The sequence below is a fragment of the Bacteriovorax sp. PP10 genome (assembly GCF_035013165.1).
Classification (GTDB): Bacteria; Bdellovibrionota; Bacteriovoracia; order Bacteriovoracales; family Bacteriovoracaceae; genus Bacteriovorax; species Bacteriovorax antarcticus.
The window spans coordinates 574,653-591,954 of the sequence record NZ_JAYGJQ010000001.1; the positions used below are offsets into that span (position 1 = coordinate 574,653).

A 17,302-nucleotide genomic window follows, 5' to 3' on the forward strand; every position below is an offset into this window, starting at 1 on the left:
AATTATTTAATTACCGTTTTAAATTTAGAAATTAAGTCACCATTTGGAATGATTCCACCAAAAGTCTGATCTGCAACATCTACAGCTCTTCCTTTTGAATCAAATTTTGTAGGTAATAACTCTTGAAGACTTGAAACTCTCGAGTCGATTAGACCTCTAAGGTTTACATCAACTAAAACTTCTTCATTGTTTGCATCGTATCCAATTAGTACCGATTTAGGGCCAACAACGAACATTAAAAGTTCATTGATTTTATCTGCACTAGCTTCAGTCACACATACGTTAGAAGCAAGGTTCTCTTTTCTGTCTTCAGCACCACATACTTCTTTTGAGATTTTTGAAAAATCGATTAGATCATTCATCACTTCTTCAGTGTGATCAAAAATGTCTTTTAAATCTTCTTTTGATCCATCAATTTTAAAAAGATTTGGTTGAGTTCTAATTGCTGCAATAATTTGTTTATCAGTTTTTGCTGAAGTGGACTTAATTTTTGCTGCGACTTCTTCAAATCCAGTCAGACCGATTGAAGAGGCGATAGTTAAGGCATTTTTTTGAGATTTTAAAATAATCTTTAAGGCCTTGATGTCGTAGTTATCAACAACAAATTGCTTGTTAGAGACTGTTGAAGCATGCTCAACTTCTCTTTCGATGGCAGCGTCGTCCATCGTTCCTCTCGATTCTGAAGTTGTGACAGAGTAAGAACGTGATATATCGAGGTAACTCAATACTGTCTTTTCTGCTTTAATATTCTCAAGCTTCTTAATTGAAGCGCCAAGTTCTTGAACATATTCCTGACGAATAAATTTACGAAGATCTTCAGCGTTTTTAGCAGATGCCTTTCCAGCAGGCATCACTAATGCCAACTCAGTAAATTCTTGAACATTCATCTTCGCAAGTTTTTCTTTTGAAGCATTAATATCCGTCTTTGCCTCTTTTTGAAGTAGATCTCCAAAACGATTTAAGAATCCTTTCGTAGTTAGTAATGGGCTTAAAACAGAACTATAGATATTGGCCTTACCATCATGAGCATTTAATTCTAAAGATTTTTTGAACATTGCCTGAGCGTGAATAATCCCTTCAGGTTTCGATAAAAGGATCTCGCCAATGCGTGAGTACATTTCTGCAGCTTCAGCTTTCTTTCCTAATTCTTCTAGTTTATTGGCCTCTGTCTTAGATAGCGGCGCTTTTTTTCCATCAGGCTCACTACAACCAGTTACTAATAGTCCTAATGAAGAAAGTACAAGAAGGTTAAGAACCATTGTCGATTTTTTAGTCACTTTAGGATCCTTTGTAGAGTATTTGGCCATACTAAATTATTAAGTTGTTAAACTTGTTCATATACTTTTGTTTAACAGTTAATAGTGCAAAGGGGTGGCCAGAAGTGGTTTGGGAAATGGCCCTGAGCAAACTTATTTAATGAGTTAGATCATATACATATCAAGTATTAGTTCTAAGATGAGTCTAAATAACATTTTACCAGGTATGAGAAAAATGAAAGTTAAGAATTTATGGATAGGACTCTTTACAGTAATTTTCTTATCATTTGTTGTATTATTGTATTATGGGAAAGAGATTTATTTTAATGCTCCTCCTGTTCCAAATAAAATCATCACATCCAACGATAAGGTACTCTTCACCAAATCTGATATTCAGTACGGACAAAATATCTGGCAGGCGATGGGTGGTCAGGAAGTTGGATCTATTTGGGGGCATGGAGCTTATGTAGCACCTGATTGGTCAGCCGACTGGCTTCATAGAGAAGCTATTTTTATTCTCGATTTATGGGCACAAAGAGAATTTCACACTACTTATATTTCTTTGAACGAAGAACAAAAAGCTATCCTTCAAACACGCCTGGCCTTGGAACTAAGAAAAAATTCTCTCGATAATAATGGGGACATGCATGTCAGTGCAGATAGAGCATTGGCAATTGAGTCTGTAGAGTCTCATTATGTATCGCTCTTTAGTGATGACCCGGCCTTACATGAATTGAGAGAGGCTTATGCATTACCTAAAAATATTATTTCAGATAAAGAAAAAATCAAAAAACTAACGAAGTTTTTCTTCTGGAGCTCATGGGCAGCTTCTACTAATCGTCCTGGTGATAATATCTCTTATACCAATAACTGGCCTCATGAAAAACTAGTCAATAATGTCCCGACCAGTTCTTTAATTATCTGGACTGGTGTCAGTGTCATTGTCTTACTAATGGGGATCGGTCTTCTGGCCTATTATTATGCTCATGAAGAAAAAAATGAATTCACAGAGGAAACCCTTCCTGCCGTAGATCCGTTTTTGAATCTCACACAAACACCTTCCATGAAAGCAACTTTGAAGTATTTCTGGATCGTTACTGCATTAATGGTTTTTCAGATTATCATGGGAATCGTCACAGCACATTTTGGTGTTGAGGGAACGGGATTCTATGGTTTTCCTCTTGCTGATTATCTTCCATATGCGGTCACACGTACATGGCACATTCAAGTTGGTATTTTTTGGATAGCGACTTCATGGCTTGCAACAGGTCTCTATATTGCTCCAGCTATTTCAGGGTATGAACCAAAATTTCAAAGATTGGGCGTTAACTTTCTTTTTATAAGTCTTTTGATCATTGTAGTGGGTTCATCTACCGGAGAGTATCTGGGTGTAATGGAAAAAATGGGTGTTGATGTAAACTTTTGGTTTGGTCATCAAGGTCTGGAATATGTCGATCTTGGAAGATTCTGGCAAATATATTTATTCATCGGCCTGTGGCTTTGGTTTGCTCTCGTTTTAAGGGCCATTCTTCCTGCAATCAAAAAAGATGCAGATGGAAAAAATCTTTTAATCCTATTTCTAATCTCATGTGGTGCCATTGCTCTATTTTACGGAGCAGGACTGATGTGGGGGAAACATACAAATTTAGCTATCATCGAATACTGGCGCTGGTGGGTTGTGCATCTTTGGGTAGAAGGATTTTTCGAAGTTTTCGCTACCGTTGTCATCGCTTTTTTATTCGTGAGAATGAAGATCCTGCGCGCCTCAATGGCCACTGCAACAGTTTTATTTTCTACGATTGTTTTTTTATTTGGCGGAATACTTGGAACTTTTCACCATCTTTATTTTTCAGGAACACCTATTGGAGTTTTAGCAATTGGATCAGCGTTCAGTGCACTTGAAGTTGTTCCATTAGTTTTAATCGGTTTTGAAGCTTATCAAAACGTAAGGCTGAGCAGGTCTACAAACTGGCTTAAAGATTATAAGTGGCCGATCTATTGTTTTATCTCGGTAGCTTTTTGGAACTTTTTAGGTGCAGGAATTTTCGGTTTTGTTATCAATCCTCCGATCGCTCTTTATTATATGCAAGGATTAAATACTACACCTCTTCACGGGCACACAGCTTTGTTTGGTGTGTATGGGATGCTTGGAATAGGGCTGATGTTATTTTGTCTTAAAACAATGGGCTTTAAGGCCAATTGGGAAAGTAAGTTACTTGGTTCATCTTTATGGATGATCAATATTGGTCTATTCCTGATGGCCTTTTTAAGTCTATTGCCAGTAGGAATGTTGCAGACCATTGCCAGTGTTGAACATGGATTATGGTACGCTCGTTCAGCAGAATTTATGCAAACTGATTTAATGAATACACTTAGATGGTTGCGCGTGCCTGGAGATACAATTTTTGGAATTGGTGCGTGCACGCTGGCCTATTTTATCACGACACTTAGAAGGTCGTAGTAAGGATAGATATGTTTGACGATTCTTTTAAAAAATATATTGATGAGCCTTACAGAGTTCTATTCCCCTTAGGAGTTCTATTTCTCCTATGGGGAGTGCTTATCTGGTTGCCACAGATATTTAGTGCAGATTCTTATCCAATACTTGCTCATCGCTATTTAATGCTCAATGGGTTTAGTGCTTCTTTTATTGCTGGTTTTCTCATGACGGCAGTTCCTAAGTTTTCTCAAACAAAAACTGCAAACATCTATGAAGTTTTATCGTTTATAGTCGTCACATTGATAGGTTTAGCTTTTGCTTATGCAGACAAAGAAAATATCACATTTATTTTATCGTCATTGCAGGCCACTTTAATAATCCTGTTTTTATTCAGCAGGATTATTCATAGAAAGGTGAATCCACCTTATTCATTCATTTTTATTTTTGCAGGTCTCGCCCTATGGATAGTCTCAGGAATTATGAGTGTTGTTTCAGACAGTGAAATTTATAAGATACTTCATTATGAAGGCTCGATTGCAGCTATCATTTTGGGAGTCGGAAGCAGATTAATTCCCGGCATTCTCGGACACGTTGAAATCGTCCAGACTCAAAGAAAAAAGTATGAGAACGAAAAACCTTTTCTTCTCACTGTACCGTTACATTTTTTTATGATGATTTTGGTTTATATCGTGAGCTATTTTTTAAGTGAACCTTTGGGGATTTATCTTAGAACTCTAATCGTTGCTGGTATTGGATTTTATTATTGGAAGCTCACCACACTACCAAAAAATAAAAGCGCCTTAACCTGGTGTATATGGATGTCATGTTGGTTAATCGTATGTAGCTTCGTCCTGAAGGCGTTTTGGGTTCAAGGCTTCATTCATGCTAGTCATGCATTCTTTTTCAGCGGAATCCTATTGCTGACCATTCTTATTGCAACGAGAGTTTTGCAGTCTCATGGCCCGAAAAACAATCAACTTGAAGATTCTAAAGTTTTGTATTTTGTTACTGCTATGATCATTCTCGCTGGTGCAACCAGAGTCAGTGCTTTTTTAATGCCAGAGCATTATCTCCGTCATTTAGGTTATAGCTCTTTCATCGTTACAATTGCTGTATGCGTTTGGAGTTTTAAATATTTGAGATATGTGAAAACAAAAGTTTAAAAAGACTTTCTAGGGAAATTCTTTTCTACCAAATTAAACTTAGGCCTTACCTGCATAATATGTTTTTTAGGATTCACAGCGATTGAATGAATGAAGTCCATTAACCACTTCGCTTCAGAACCAGTATTGGTCGCATAATTTTCACCAGTCCATCCGTACCAGTCCCAACATCCATTCGGGTTATAAGGAAAATTATTTTCTGTAATCCATGTTTGCGGAAAAAGAATCATAAGATCATTTTCTTCGGCGTAGTCGGCATAACCAGAATCGAGAACAAACTTTAACAGGCCATAGTTATTTGTCTTGTCTTCAATCACCGGCAAGAATGGAAAAATCGCCGTTTTTTTGGATCTCATACTCACCATTTTATATAAGAGTACTTGGTTTTGATATTGAGTTTGAAAATCGTCGTTAAAACTATCAGTCATCTTGCAACCATGAAGGGCCACATGCATATGGCAGCTTTTTGGATTAGCAAGGCACTTGTCGTTTGCATAGAGGTAGCCATAAGGCGCGATACTTGGAACTGGTGTTACCCAATCAGTTTCTTTTTTTGATAAATTCAAAAAGTTAGTTGTTTGATCAACGACATATATATGGCTCTTATTTATTTCAGTGCGAATCATTTTATCGTCAAAGAGATGGGCCAGTAAGATTGAAGCAAGATTTAAATCACAAGAAGCGATATAGGGAACCTTCGATTGATTACAATCAATCCCATCTTGGCGATCTGTAGGGAAGTTATGACTTCCTTTTCCTGTTAGAGTCGCAATGTTGGATTCCTTCACTCCCACAGACAAATAGTAACTTTTTAAACGCTCCTGCATTTGAACTTTAACAGTAGAATCAGACTGACCTTGATAAATAAAAACTTTTTGATCACTTAAATGTGAAAGAGGATCGACGAGTTTCTTTTCTGCATTGGCCTTTAAATAGTTATTAGGAAGAGAGGCCTCTTCAGGACTTTCCATGCAAATTGAGGATTGATAGAGAGGATTACCTTTTTGTGGAACAAACCAAGGAGGAGTTCCAATCGGTCTAAAGAGAAAAAGATTTCCCGTACCAATTGTTGAAGCGTCTTTTTTTATTTGTTTCGGCAGGTAGTCCTGGGCGCAGTAATAAAAGCCGCCGGCAACAGTTCCCACTCCACTAAACTGAGAAGAAAAAATAGTGGCCATCTGATTGGCCATGAAGCCACCAGACGAGATTCCTGAAATCGTGTATTTGATTTGGTCATTAGAGTGACTTGAAAGTGAAAAACTTAAAGTAACTAGAATGGTAAAAAATATTTTCTTCATTGAATGCTCCCTAATTGCTGCGAACAGTAGCGCAACTGAGGGTGAATCACCAGAAATAAGAATGGGCCGAGTTGGGGTTTTGATCGGGTATAGGGAAATAAAAAAGCCTCGTTAAAAACGAGGCTTTTTTGAATGGTGGGTCAAACAAGACTTGAACTTGTGACCACCCGGTTATGAGCCGGGAGCTCTAACCAACTGAGCTATTGACCCTTTAATTCAAGCATCAGTTATATCGTCAAAATATTTTCTTTTCAACGATAAAGTGATTGTGTGGATACCACTCATCCTTTAAGATTTTAAAATGAGAATTTTAATTGCTTTGATGTTCGTTGCATTCACTGGTGTTGCTGAGGCCAAAATTGGTCTTAAAGTAAGTCTTATTTATAAAAAAGGGATCGGAAAGGGTTTCTTTTTATCCACAGAACAGCACTCGATTCAATCAGTTGATGAAAAAGAGCATGTATTAATTCAGATGAAAAACGGCATCAAGGCCGATATTTCTGCCTTCTATGTTCAAAGTGTTCATGAGTACGGCCCATCGGGATTCGTGAGAATCAAAGGTGACCTTTATAACGTGAATGGCAAAATTGTTAAAACTTTCAATGAGCCGAACCTGGATATCTATTTAGGTCAGAGCAAATCAATAAGCCACATTGAACGCAACGAAGAGCAAATCGAAATCATCATCACTCCAGTATCACTATGAGCAAAGACCGCGTAGACAAAATGTTGGTAGAAGCGAAGCTGACTGCAACGAGGTCACAAGCGCTACTGCTGATTGAAGAAGGCGTGGTTTTCTATCAAAATAAATTAGTCGAAAAAGCATCTCAACAAGTAACCGCCGAGGGTTTGGAAGTGCGAAAAGAAATACAGTATGTATCTCGTGGGGCCCACAAAATTGAAGGAGCATTAGCTCGCTTTCAAGTGGACGTTAAAGATCTGGTTGTCGCTGACGTAGGAGCTTCAACAGGTGGATTCACTGACTACGTTTTAAGAAATGGAGCAACTAAGGTTTACTGCCTTGATGTTGGTCATGATCAGCTGGCCCAGTCTCTCAGAGAAGACCCTCGTGTGGAAAATCACGAAGGCGTAAATATCAAGTTTCCATTCGAGATTAAAGAAAAAGTAGACCTGGCCGTAGTCGACCTATCTTTCATTTCTTTAAAGCTCGTTCTCAAAAATATTTTTGATCTGGTTAAACCAAAAGGAAAAATCGTCGCACTTCTAAAGCCACAATTTGAAGTTGGTCAGAGTGGATTAGATGGTAATGGAATCGTGAAAAGTGAAGGGCACAGACTCGTCATGCTTCATGAAATTAAAGAATGGTGTAAAGCTCAGGGATTTGTTTTAGTTGATCAATGTGAATCACCGATCCTTGGGAAAAATGGAAATAAGGAATACTTTTTCTATTTCGATAAGGGACGTTCATAATGAAATATCTTTGTATCTTCTGCGGATCTGCTGCAGGGAAAACTTCAAAATACGTAGAGCTTGGATCTAAGATCGGAGAGCTGCTTGTAAAAAATAATGTAGGCCTGGTTTACGGTGGAGCTTCCATCGGACTCATGGGTGCCATCGCTGACAGCGTTTTAAAAAATGGTGGAAAAGTTATTGGTGTGATCCCGCAAGCGTTAGTGGATTATGAAGTGGCCCATAGTGGACTGTCACAATTGCACGTCGTAGATAATATGCACCAAAGAAAACAGCTGATGTATGACAATGCCGATGCTTTTTTAAGTCTGCCAGGTGGTATGGGAACGCTGGATGAAATGTTCGAAGTCCTGACTTGGACTCAATTAAAATACCATCAAAAACCCAGCTACATCTTTAACTTCGAAGGTTTTTATGACTCACTGCTGTCATATTTAAGGCACTCGAATGCGGAAGGATTCATCAAGGGCGAACATTTAGATCTACTTCAGGAAATAAAAGACCTGAATGCGCTAGAAAAACTTCTTTTGCAAGGCATATAAAATTGCCAAGTTTTTTTAAATGCCCTATAATTTCAGACTCAAAGAATATTTTTTTCCTAAGGTCTAAGGCGGGAGAGTCATGACAAGATTGATCGTTTTTTTAAGTGTAATTACAGCATTGGTATTAGCACTTGTTCTTTTTTCATACAAATCTCTTCCCGTATCAAATGATAAATTCAATCTTCATGCGACTACAGAGTCTTATGAAAAACAAGAACACCTTGTTGAAACTCTACTAGCTCCAAAAGAAAAAGTTGTAGAAGTAGAAGTTGAAGTAAAAGAATACGCACCAGTTGTAGATTTAAATACTCCTCAACTAGTTGCTGGTCACAAATTATTCACTCAGTGTATTTCTTGTCACGGTAAAGGTGGAGAAGGGAAAACTTCTCAAAAAGCTCCTTTCATCGGTGGACAGTTCGACTGGTATATCGAGAAACAACTTACAGATATGAAAGCTGGAACTCGTGTAAACGCAGTTATGAATCCAATCCTAAAAGGTCTTAACCCTCAAGACATCAAAGATCTTGCAGCTTACGTTTCTCGTCTTCCATGGAAAAAACCTGTAGAAGGTGCTCCAGCGGAAGCAGCAGCAGCTCACTAAGATGCCTTTATATTCCTTCCAGGGAATTAAGCCTCAATTCGATAAAACTGTTTTCATCGCTCCCAGTGCGGACGTGATTGGAAAAGTTATTCTCGGTGAAAATGTAAACATTTGGTATCAATGTGTGGCCCGTGGGGATGTTAACTACATTCGCATTGGGAAAAACACTAACGTTCAAGATCTAACGATGCTTCACGTGACGAAAGACTTCGCGCTTACGATTGGTGAGAACGTGAGTATCGGCCATAGTGTCACTCTTCATGGATGTACGATCGGTAACAGTTGTTTGATCGGTATGGGAGCTATCATTATGGATGGCGCTGAGATCGGTGAGAACTGTGTTGTTGCTGGTGGAAGTGTGGTGCCGCCTGGGAAGAAGTATCCTCCGCATAGTATGATCATGGGGAATCCTGCGGTGGTTAAACGTGAGTTAACTCCGGAAGAGAGATTGCAGTATGGGAATCATTATAAGGCGTATGTGCTTTATAAAGATGAGTACCTGGATCCGAATCAAGTTAAGCTTTTGTAGGGCTTTATAAAACCGCACCATTTTTAATATATAAAGAATACCCATTCTTACCAGTGAATTTGATAAGCTGTTAATATCCCTCCTATATGAAAACTCCACAAATTTTACTGATCTTATGCAGTCTTGCCCTTGCGTTTAACGTGAGCGCGAAGACCGTTTGTTCAATGACATTTAACTCTGTCGATGAAAAGCAATTATTCAGTAAACACTTATCACCAATTGGATATGAGCAGGTAGAGCTGGTTCCAGACAGCAAAGACCCAAACTGGTTTAAGAAAGCATGCGCGAGTGATGTGAGTTGTGACATCCTGGTTGTCTCAGGACATTTCGGTGGACTCTTTTTTGGAGAGAGTGCTTCAACGATTTCACTGGCCGAATTAATCAGCGCCAAAGAAAAATCTCTTTGCCCCAATATTCTAGATAAACCAAAATCTGTTTTTCTTATGGGGTGTAACACTCTTGCTTCAAAATCTCCTGATCACCGAAGTGTGAATGATTATTTATATATTTTAGTCGGTGACGGATTCCCACTGAACTTAGCAGAGGAAGTGGCCGCTTCAAGGTATTTGGATTTTGGTCAGAGCATGAGTGAGTTCATGACATCCATTTTTAATAAATCACAAATGGTCGTAGGGTTTGATAGTACTGGTCCCTTAGGTGCTCAGGCCGCTCCGAGACTGGAGAGAGCTTTTAAAGAGACTTCTCTTGCTGATAAAAATACAACGGGGATTTCCAAGACAGCTATTCTTACTGCTTTCAAAGGAACTAATTTAAGAGTGGTCACTCCGACGATTAAAAAAGCGGATCTTGATAGGACAGAAGCGCTTTCTGGGAATAATCCAGCTGCTTTACTTGCGTGGAAAAACATTCTGGCAAACCAGAATATTTCAAAGCACTATGACTTCATTATTAAGAATAAAACTAACCCTCAGTTAAAAAAAGTATTGAGTGAAGATCTTGTTTTAGGAAAATCTGTTTACACGAAAATGTTAAAGATTTACCAATCAGCAACTGGCCTTAGTTCAATTCAGGTCAACGTGATTGAATTTTTAAAATATCACAATCTGGTAGATCATTATATTTATCAGGATGCGCTGATTTATATTGGATCAAATCTTTTAGTGCGCGAACTCGATTACATTAGCGCTGATCAGTTATGTACTCTACTAAGAGAGCATAGAGACCTGGACTTACTATCAAAATTCACTGATGCCCAAAATAATAAAATTGAGTACAGCTCTTATGGAAATTACCTGCGTAAATGCTCAGGGATTATTCCTCAAAAAACAACTTACTCAAAGTCTTATCATTGCCTGATGAATGAAACGACTTATGATTGGGCGTGCTTGACAGAGAATCAACCAGACCTGGATATTGATTCGTGTGCACTGGCAAAAAGCAGAAATCCAGACATCGAAAATGGCGACAACATGATGTGGTACTGCTACTCAAAAATGATCGATCAAGGACGCCTAAACAAAGCAAGTTGCCTTGAGCTTACACACCACTTTTCTATACTGGGAAATCAGTTGAAGATGAATTGGAACTGCATGAACAGACTGTCTTATTAATAGACAGGCCGTTAAGTAATTAATCAACACCTTAGCGTAAGGCCTTGAAATCCTCTCCCTGAAAGAGGCATCCATCTTGCTTTAGTTAGACTTGAATTTCTATGTTCAAGTTTGAAGAGGGTAGTCATGGTTAATATAATCATCTCTTTTGTTATCGCAATTATCGCAGCAGTAACTCCGTGGACGGCGTTCTCGGCCGATATTGACCTTGCGAGAGCTGATCAGTTGATCAAGAAGTATAATGCCGTTTATGAGCGCCCAAAATCATGTCCTTTAGAATCAAAGAAATTCTCTGATCTTATTGCTAAGACAGAAGCGATTAAAGACGTCTTAAAAGGAAACTGCTTAAAGAGCGAAGATAGTAAGATGAGTGAAGTGCTTGATTCAATCAAATCGCTTCAAGACAGCTTAAAAGAAAATGCAGTCATCACAAATAGCCCGACTTTGTCTGAGGTTGTGAGCGATACTGATCAGAAATCAAATGCCATTAGTGGGCTTAAGTTTTCAGCGGTGTTTTCGAACATCAATAACATGATCAAAAAGAACCAATGTAATATGGAAGATGGGCGCGTTCTTGAAACGGCAGCTGATCTTATCTATAACTCAACTCAGTTGGGAGTATTATCAGGTAACGCTGTTGGATTAATCGTGGCCGGTGGTGGATTTCTTATTTCATCAGCACTTCGTTTAATTGATATGATTATTAAACAACGTTTTGATTTTGAAAAACCAGCAGACCGCCAGACATTCGTAAAACTAAACTGTTCATTTTATGAAATTAGAAGAGAGCTTGATACTCAAGGCGCTCTTGATATGGAAAACAGCTTAACTCGCGATGATTACCGCGACACTAAAGCTTTAGCTGACGAATTAACACTTGAATTAAAGAAACTTGAAACTGATAAAGTGAATATCTCTAAGGCCAATGCGGAAATTGACCGCACAACTTTCGCTGATAATGTTGGTGACTTAACTGAATTAAAGAAGACATTAACAAAAATTCAAAAATACCTGCAACCTGGATTAAATCAGGCGCTTGATATCCCAACTGAAACACAAAAGCTTCTGATGATTTCTCAATTGGCCCAAGACTACGACCTGCTGGTTGGGCAAATTAAAATCTATAAAGAATTAAATATCAGCTCAATTCCTATGCTGGATGATTTATTTATTCAGGAAATGAAGAAGTTTGATTCTCTGGATATCGCGGGCTTTACAGAGGCGATGAATATCTCAGGTAAAGACTTCAATGAGAATCACCGTGCAAAAATCCTTTTCCATATTATTAGAATTGGAAACGATATTACGGCAAAAGAACAAAAAGTTTTAGGTAAAGGCGAAAAACAAAAGGCCATTCTGGCTTCAGGGATGGAAAAGAAAAAAGATGAATACCTTTCACGTTTAGTGGAACTAAGAAAGATTGAAACTCGTCTTGGAAACCTGGTAGCTCCAAAAGAGTACTCTGGCCTTGATGATGGATCAGATAATATGGTGGCGATTATTGATAACCACAATAAGATTACTTCCCAGCTTTACGGAGAGTGGGGAGATAAATTCTTAAAGTACACGACGACGAAAAGCTTTGAAGAAGTGACAACATTTAATGAAAGACTATTCTCATTCAATACAAAATACGCTTCTATTTTAAAAGATGGAAAACTGGATAAGATTAAAACAAGTTACTTTTGTCAGGATGCTCAGAAGCTTAGATTGATGTTTAAGCATGCTGATAGCGTTGTTCAGGAAGGATACGACTTTATTGCAACCAATAAAGACCTGATCTATTCAGACGTAAAAAACTATTACAATGGAACACTTAACGAAGAAGAAGATCTAACGTCGGGTGGATCGGTTGAGAAAGTTCAACGCCATTATAAGTCAGTTCTTTTTGCCTTGAAAAAAATCAAGGGAGATGAAGTGGCGAAAGAAGATTCAAAAAGATACCTGGAGAAAACTTTATTTGGTAACTACTTCATTGGGAGATCAATGGTGGAAGTGACGAGATCAAAAGGGCGCGCAAAAAACATCCAGGATGTTTATGAGCAGTTTGCTTGTCAAAAAAGTTTATCAGCTGATATCGAATTCTAAGTTTTGAAGTGAGATTTAGCAATTTCTTCACCTTCGTGCAGGCGTTTTGCTATTTCAAGAGCAACGAGATCAAATTTTTCCTTGGTGATTGAGTCATCAATAAAAAATGGTTCGCCTAAAGCGATCACAACACGACTAAAAGGTTTTGGGATTCTAAACTGATCCCAGCTTTTTTTGATAACCCAGAATCTGTCTGTATAAGGTGACATGGGAAGAATCGCACATTGAGCAAGACGAGCGAGTTCAATAACTCCAGGTTTAACAACATAAGCAGGACCTTTCGGGCCATCAACTGTTAAAGCACCAGGGATACCACTCTTAACATTCTTAACCATTTCGATTAGTGCTTTTTTCCCACCGCGAGTGGAACTTCCGCGCGAAGGTTTATGACCTAACTTTTCACAAGTCACGGCCACGATCTCTCCATCTTTTGATTCAGAAATAATCATCGTGTACTGTTCATCACCGTGAGCAAGGATTCCCGGGATCAGATTTTGATGCCAGATCGCGAAGACAAAAGCTCCTTTAGGATGATAAGCACGTGCCTTTTTTTTGTTATCCAAACCAACAAACTCATATCTGTAAGTCAGATTGATTAAACGGATAAAATAGTAAATCAGATAAGAGATGAATTTTATTTTCATAGTGTGTTTCTAAACCATCCAGTAAGAGAAAATCTCTCACTTTCTGTTGGGAGTACTTCATGATAAATTTGATTGCTTAAAAAGCAAACAAAACTTCCGGGTTTTGGTGTGATAACTTGTTCAATGACATCGGGTTTTTCGCGGTTATAGATAACCAGCTCTCCGCCCTTTTGAGGTTCATTCAGATAGAGAATACTGCTTATAACTCGTGCTTTGCTTCCCGTGTGCTGATCTAAATGCTTTTTATAAAATCCGGCCGCGCTATATTGAGCAAAGTGGCATTCGTATTCTTTTAATCCCAGATAAAGTTCTTGATTCAGAGTTTTCATCAGGTCATTCATTTGCGTTAGGTAATTTTTTTGAGCTGCTGTAGCGCTTTCTTCCTCAATCCAGACGATTGAATCAGATCTGATGCTAGTGGCCTCTTGTTTTTTGTCGCCTTTGCCAATTTGTGCCTGTTTCCACTCTAAATGGCGTGCCTCAGCTAATAACTCTAGGCAGAAATTCTGCTCCAGAAAATCCTCTTGATGAAACCATCCTTTTTCAACAAGCATCTCTATGAGCATTTCTTTTTTCATATGGTGAAAGCTATCTTATAATTTTTTAGTTTTCAATCAGATTGATGTTATTAGGTACTATTAAAGGAGTTGTTTTTGGAAGCACAAGTGTCTTGGTGGATAGGATTTCACGTTTTTGTTTTGGCCATGCTGGCCCTCGATTTAGGTGTGTTTCATAAAAAGAATCACGATGTCTCAGTTAAAGAATCGCTGATCTGGACAGGTGTATGGATTACTCTAGCGATGATTTTCAATTATGGTGTTTATCACTTTATTGGAGAGCGCGAGTCTTATGAATTCTTAACGGCCTATGTTTTAGAAAAAAGTTTAAGTGTGGATAACATTTTTGTTATGACATTAATTTTTACTTACTTCAAAGTAGAACCAAAATACCAACACCGCGTTTTATTCTGGGGGATCTTAGGGGCCCTGGTGATGAGAATCCTGTTTATCGTCGGTGGAGTCGCGCTTATTCATCATTTCCATTTCATTTTATACTTCTTCGGAGCATTCCTGGTTTATACCGGAATTAAAATGCTGGTCTCTGGTGGAGATGAGGAAATGAATCCTGAAGAGGGATTCATTTATAGAATGGGGAAAAAGTATTTCCGCATGACTGAGAAATTTGAAGGGGAGAAGTTTTTTGTTATAAAAAACGGTATTCGCCACATGACTCCGTTATTTTTAGTTCTTTTAATTATTGAATCAACTGATTTAATTTTCGCAGTCGACTCAATCCCAGCAACATTATCAGTCACAAAAAATGCTTTCATCGCTTACACGTCAAACATTTTTGCGATCCTGGGATTAAGATCACTGTACTTCGCCTTTGCAGGTGTCGTTCAGCTCTTCAGATTCCTATCGTATGCATTGTCAGTGGTATTGATTTTCATTGGGGTAAAGATGCTGATAGAGGCGTGGTACATTATCCCTACGTCATATTCCCTGGCCTTCGTATTGGGAATCATTGCTCTATCAGTTCTATTGTCAGTGGCCATTCCAGAAAAAGATAAAAAAGAAAATTAAATATTCTTCATCAGTTTAGAGGCAATTGGGTTATCGATCGTTCTTTTTGAACCGATAATCCAATACTCTTCTTTAATGTTCGGCAACGTTGCAATCTTATAAAGCGTCCCGTTTTGAACCAAGTCCTGAGCTGCAATATCCGGCAGTGCTGCTAGGCCTGCTCCCTGGGCCGCAAAAATCTTCATTAAAGCTGTATCTTGAGTTTCAAGTTCATTGATGATTTTGATTTTTTTTGATTCAAAGAAAAAATCCAGGTCATGGCGAAGTTTCGAATGGTGAGTGGGAAGAATCATGGGTTTTCCAATCAGCGATTTTGGAAAGTTAGTTTTACAATCTAAAAATTCTTTCGCTCCATAAATTGAAACAGAAGCTTTCACGAACGATTTAGAGTTCATGTTTTTATCTTTAGAAATATCCCCAGAGTAGTTAGAGATAAAGCAGTCAATATTGCGGGATAGAAGTTCATTCGTTAATTCTTCCTGATCTCCTTCCACAATACTTACGAAACAGTCGCCATAACTTCTGGCCTTCTGAGCAATCTCCCAGACGATTTGTTTTGGAACGCTATCAAGAGCTCCAAGACGAAATAATGTTTTGCTGTTTGAGTAAGTTTTTTCTTCGATAACTTGTAGTAGTTCTTGTCCAAGATGGCCGATCTCATTGGCGTATTTTAAAACAACTTTTCCAGCATCAGTTAGAATCAGTTTTCTGTTTTTTCTCTCAAACAATTCGATATCGAGTTGTTCTTCAAGTTGTTTCAACTGAGCACTCAGTGCAGGTTGTCCGATAAGAAGTTTTTCAGAAGCTTTCGAAATACTGCCTTCGTTGGCAATTTCTTTGAAGTAGATCAGATGGTGATAATTAAGCCATTTCATAATATCTCCTAGTTACCTCACTAGTATAATAAGTTATTCGTAAAAAACGAACTATTATTGCTTAAATATCAATTTTATTAAAACGACGCTATGGACTAATATGACGGTATCTAATAGTCCAGGGAGGATGTATGAGAGAGCTTTCTGTAAAAGATTTAAATATACTGAACGTATCAAGTAAAGGTCCGATGATTTCACTTTACTTGTCTAAAGATATGTCGATTTTAGACAACAAGACGATGGAAGAAAGATGGAAAGAGCTTTTGCTTAAAGCAGAGTTCTATTTATTAAAAGATTACACTCGCTCTTATGTTGATCAATTTATGAAAACACTATGGGAGAAAAGTTATCTTGATAAACTTGAAGCACTCGATCGCGGTGTGGTTGTTTTCCACTCTGAAGAAGGCTTCGAAGGCGACACAGGTTTTATCCGCGTGCAGTCTTCAATCTCAGACTTAATCATTGTGGCAGATAGTTTCCATATTAAGCCACTTATCAGAATCAAAAATAACGTAAGAGGATTTTTCATCGTAACGATGAGTTCACGCGCTATCAATGTCCTGATTGAAAACAGCGGACACCTGATCAAACTTGATTCATACAGAAATGAGCCGGGGATTGATGGAACAAATAAAAAGGATTCGAAAGACTTCTTTTTAAATGCATCTCAAGAGTTAAATAAGCTCTTCACTGCTTACCGCCTGCCGATTATCTTGGCCGGTGTAAAAGATCACATTGGACATATGAAAAAGCTCTTGAACCAATCAATGTTAATGGGTGAATCTATTGTAGGAAACGTCGAAAAAATGAAATCGGCCGAACTGCAGGAGAAGGTTTATAAAATCCTTGCTCCTTATTATGAGCAGCAAGAGCTTGGCGCTTTAAGTGAGCTTGAAATCGCCATGAGCAGAGACCGTGCGGTGACTTATCTTGAAGATATTGCTATCAGCGCAGTTTACGGTAAAATTCAGAAGCTCTTTGTTGTCGAAAACAGATACGTCTGGGGTTCGATTAATAAACAAACAGGTGAAATTTTTATTACACCAAGACAAGTTAATGCTCACGACGACGATGTTTTAGATGATCTTTGCCAATTGGTGCTCTCAAAAGGCGGAGAAGTGGTCGTTGTAAAAGAGATTAATAATTTCAAAGGACACTACGCGGTTGCCATTGTATCCGATAGATCTCATCTTTATGAAGCAGAGATTGATGACGAGGCAGTTCAGGCAGCTGTAATGTAAAAGAATAGGCAGTTTTATAATAGGCAAGTTTTTAGGAGTA

At 38.3% G+C, this 17,302-nt stretch carries 16 protein-coding genes and 1 tRNA gene; 11 read left to right on the forward strand and 6 right to left on the reverse strand.

Going from position 1 to position 17,302, the window contains the following annotated elements; genetic code table 11:
• Positions 1–2 precede the first annotated feature (2 nt).
• Positions 3–1,277: a hypothetical protein gene (locus tag SHI21_RS02760; RefSeq protein ID WP_323574589.1), complete on the reverse strand. Its 1,275-nt coding sequence runs from the start codon at positions 1,275–1,277 to the stop codon at positions 3–5.
• 214 nt (positions 1,278–1,491) lie between these two features.
• Between SHI21_RS02760 and SHI21_RS02765 the strand changes: the two genes are divergently transcribed.
• Positions 1,492–3,717: a nitric-oxide reductase large subunit gene (locus SHI21_RS02765; RefSeq protein WP_323574590.1), complete on the forward strand. Its 2,226-nt coding sequence runs from the start codon at positions 1,492–1,494 to the stop codon at positions 3,715–3,717.
• 11 nt (positions 3,718–3,728) lie between these two features.
• Positions 3,729–4,859: an NnrS family protein gene (locus SHI21_RS02770; RefSeq protein WP_323574591.1), complete on the forward strand. Its 1,131-nt coding sequence runs from the start codon at positions 3,729–3,731 to the stop codon at positions 4,857–4,859.
• Here the strand turns inward: SHI21_RS02770 and SHI21_RS02775 are convergent.
• Positions 4,856–6,157 (reverse strand): hypothetical protein, encoded by a 1,302-nt coding sequence (locus tag SHI21_RS02775; RefSeq protein ID WP_323574592.1) that lies wholly within the window; start codon positions 6,155–6,157, stop codon positions 4,856–4,858. The two genes, SHI21_RS02770 and SHI21_RS02775, sit on opposite strands and share 4 nt — an antisense overlap.
• A gap of 133 nt (positions 6,158–6,290) precedes the next feature.
• A tRNA-Ile gene (locus SHI21_RS02780) sits at positions 6,291–6,367 on the reverse strand.
• A 91-nt stretch (positions 6,368–6,458) separates the two neighbouring features.
• On the opposite strand from SHI21_RS02780, the gene SHI21_RS02785 reads away from it, so the two are divergent.
• The 7 genes from SHI21_RS02785 to SHI21_RS02815 all read left to right on the forward strand — a co-directional run bounded on the left by SHI21_RS02785 (position 6,459) and on the right by SHI21_RS02815 (position 12,919).
• Positions 6,459–6,863 carry a hypothetical protein gene (locus SHI21_RS02785; RefSeq protein ID WP_323574593.1) on the forward strand — a complete coding sequence of 135 codons (405 nt, stop codon included), beginning with the start codon at positions 6,459–6,461 and terminating at the stop codon, positions 6,861–6,863.
• A complete protein-coding gene (locus SHI21_RS02790) occupies positions 6,860–7,588 on the forward strand; it encodes a TlyA family RNA methyltransferase (RefSeq protein ID WP_323574594.1) in 729 nt (242 codons plus the stop codon). Before SHI21_RS02785 ends, SHI21_RS02790 begins: the two co-directional genes overlap by 4 nt.
• Positions 7,588–8,130 carry an LOG family protein gene (locus SHI21_RS02795; protein WP_323574595.1) on the forward strand — a complete coding sequence of 181 codons (543 nt, stop codon included), beginning with the start codon at positions 7,588–7,590 and terminating at the stop codon, positions 8,128–8,130. The genes SHI21_RS02790 and SHI21_RS02795 overlap by 1 nt, the downstream gene beginning before the upstream one ends.
• A gap of 79 nt (positions 8,131–8,209) precedes the next feature.
• Positions 8,210–8,731, forward strand: a complete 522-nt coding sequence (locus tag SHI21_RS02800) for a c-type cytochrome (RefSeq protein WP_323574596.1) — start codon at positions 8,210–8,212, stop codon at positions 8,729–8,731.
• A 1-nt stretch (position 8,732) separates the two neighbouring features.
• Positions 8,733–9,260, forward strand: coding sequence for a gamma carbonic anhydrase family protein (locus SHI21_RS02805; RefSeq protein WP_323574597.1), 528 nt, complete (start codon positions 8,733–8,735; stop codon positions 9,258–9,260).
• A gap of 86 nt (positions 9,261–9,346) precedes the next feature.
• A complete protein-coding gene (locus SHI21_RS02810; protein WP_323574598.1) occupies positions 9,347–10,831 on the forward strand; it encodes a hypothetical protein in 1,485 nt (494 codons plus the stop codon).
• Positions 10,832–10,957: 126 nt separating this feature from the next.
• Complete coding sequence (locus tag SHI21_RS02815) at positions 10,958–12,919, forward strand: hypothetical protein (RefSeq protein WP_323574599.1); 1,962 nt, start codon at positions 10,958–10,960, stop codon at positions 12,917–12,919.
• On the opposite strand, the gene SHI21_RS02820 is transcribed toward SHI21_RS02815, so the two are convergent.
• Both SHI21_RS02820 and SHI21_RS02825 read right to left on the reverse strand, forming a co-directional pair.
• Positions 12,916–13,563 (reverse strand): lysophospholipid acyltransferase family protein, encoded by a 648-nt coding sequence (locus tag SHI21_RS02820; protein ID WP_323574600.1) that lies wholly within the window; start codon positions 13,561–13,563, stop codon positions 12,916–12,918. The genes SHI21_RS02815 and SHI21_RS02820 overlap by 4 nt on opposite strands.
• Positions 13,560–14,141, reverse strand: coding sequence for a 2OG-Fe(II) oxygenase (locus SHI21_RS02825; RefSeq protein ID WP_323574601.1), 582 nt, complete (start codon positions 14,139–14,141; stop codon positions 13,560–13,562). Before SHI21_RS02825 ends, SHI21_RS02820 begins: the two co-directional genes overlap by 4 nt.
• Positions 14,142–14,216: 75 nt before the next feature.
• On the opposite strand from SHI21_RS02825, the gene SHI21_RS02830 reads away from it, so the two are divergent.
• Entirely contained in the window at positions 14,217–15,146 is a 930-nt protein-coding gene (locus SHI21_RS02830; protein WP_323574602.1) for a TerC family protein, read from the forward strand.
• Here SHI21_RS02830 and SHI21_RS02835 read toward each other — a convergent pair.
• Positions 15,143–16,021 carry a LysR family transcriptional regulator gene (locus SHI21_RS02835; RefSeq protein ID WP_323574603.1) on the reverse strand — a complete coding sequence of 293 codons (879 nt, stop codon included), beginning with the start codon at positions 16,019–16,021 and terminating at the stop codon, positions 15,143–15,145. The genes SHI21_RS02830 and SHI21_RS02835 overlap by 4 nt on opposite strands.
• Before the next feature lie 131 nt (positions 16,022–16,152).
• Between SHI21_RS02835 and SHI21_RS02840 the strand changes: the two genes are divergently transcribed.
• On the forward strand, positions 16,153–17,262 hold the full coding sequence (locus SHI21_RS02840) for a baeRF3 domain-containing protein (protein WP_323574604.1): 1,110 nt from the start codon (positions 16,153–16,155) through the stop codon (positions 17,260–17,262).
• Positions 17,263–17,302: the final 40 nt, after the last annotated feature.

Bases quoted from the DNA above. Each gene is read 5' to 3' on its own strand.
- SHI21_RS02770 (WP_323574591.1), top strand. From the start codon at position 3,729: ATGTTTGACGATTCTTTTAAAAAATATATTGATGAGCCTTACAGAGTT.
- SHI21_RS02820 (WP_323574600.1), bottom strand. From the start codon at position 13,563: ATGAAAATAAAATTCATCTCTTATCTGATTTACTATTTTATCCGTTTA.
- SHI21_RS02785 (WP_323574593.1), top strand. From the start codon at position 6,459: ATGAGAATTTTAATTGCTTTGATGTTCGTTGCATTCACTGGTGTTGCT.
- SHI21_RS02790 (WP_323574594.1), top strand. From the start codon at position 6,860: ATGAGCAAAGACCGCGTAGACAAAATGTTGGTAGAAGCGAAGCTGACT.
- SHI21_RS02795 (WP_323574595.1), top strand. From the start codon at position 7,588: ATGAAATATCTTTGTATCTTCTGCGGATCTGCTGCAGGGAAAACTTCA.
- SHI21_RS02825 (WP_323574601.1), bottom strand. From the start codon at position 14,141: ATGAAAAAAGAAATGCTCATAGAGATGCTTGTTGAAAAAGGATGGTTT.
- SHI21_RS02805 (WP_323574597.1), top strand. From the start codon at position 8,733: ATGCCTTTATATTCCTTCCAGGGAATTAAGCCTCAATTCGATAAAACT.
- SHI21_RS02765 (WP_323574590.1), top strand. From the start codon at position 1,492: ATGAAAGTTAAGAATTTATGGATAGGACTCTTTACAGTAATTTTCTTA.
- SHI21_RS02835 (WP_323574603.1), bottom strand. From the start codon at position 16,021: ATGAAATGGCTTAATTATCACCATCTGATCTACTTCAAAGAAATTGCC.
- SHI21_RS02810 (WP_323574598.1), top strand. From the start codon at position 9,347: ATGAAAACTCCACAAATTTTACTGATCTTATGCAGTCTTGCCCTTGCG.
- SHI21_RS02815 (WP_323574599.1), top strand. From the start codon at position 10,958: ATGGTTAATATAATCATCTCTTTTGTTATCGCAATTATCGCAGCAGTA.
- SHI21_RS02800 (WP_323574596.1), top strand. From the start codon at position 8,210: ATGACAAGATTGATCGTTTTTTTAAGTGTAATTACAGCATTGGTATTA.
- SHI21_RS02775 (WP_323574592.1), bottom strand. From the start codon at position 6,157: ATGAAGAAAATATTTTTTACCATTCTAGTTACTTTAAGTTTTTCACTT.
- SHI21_RS02840 (WP_323574604.1), top strand. From the start codon at position 16,153: ATGAGAGAGCTTTCTGTAAAAGATTTAAATATACTGAACGTATCAAGT.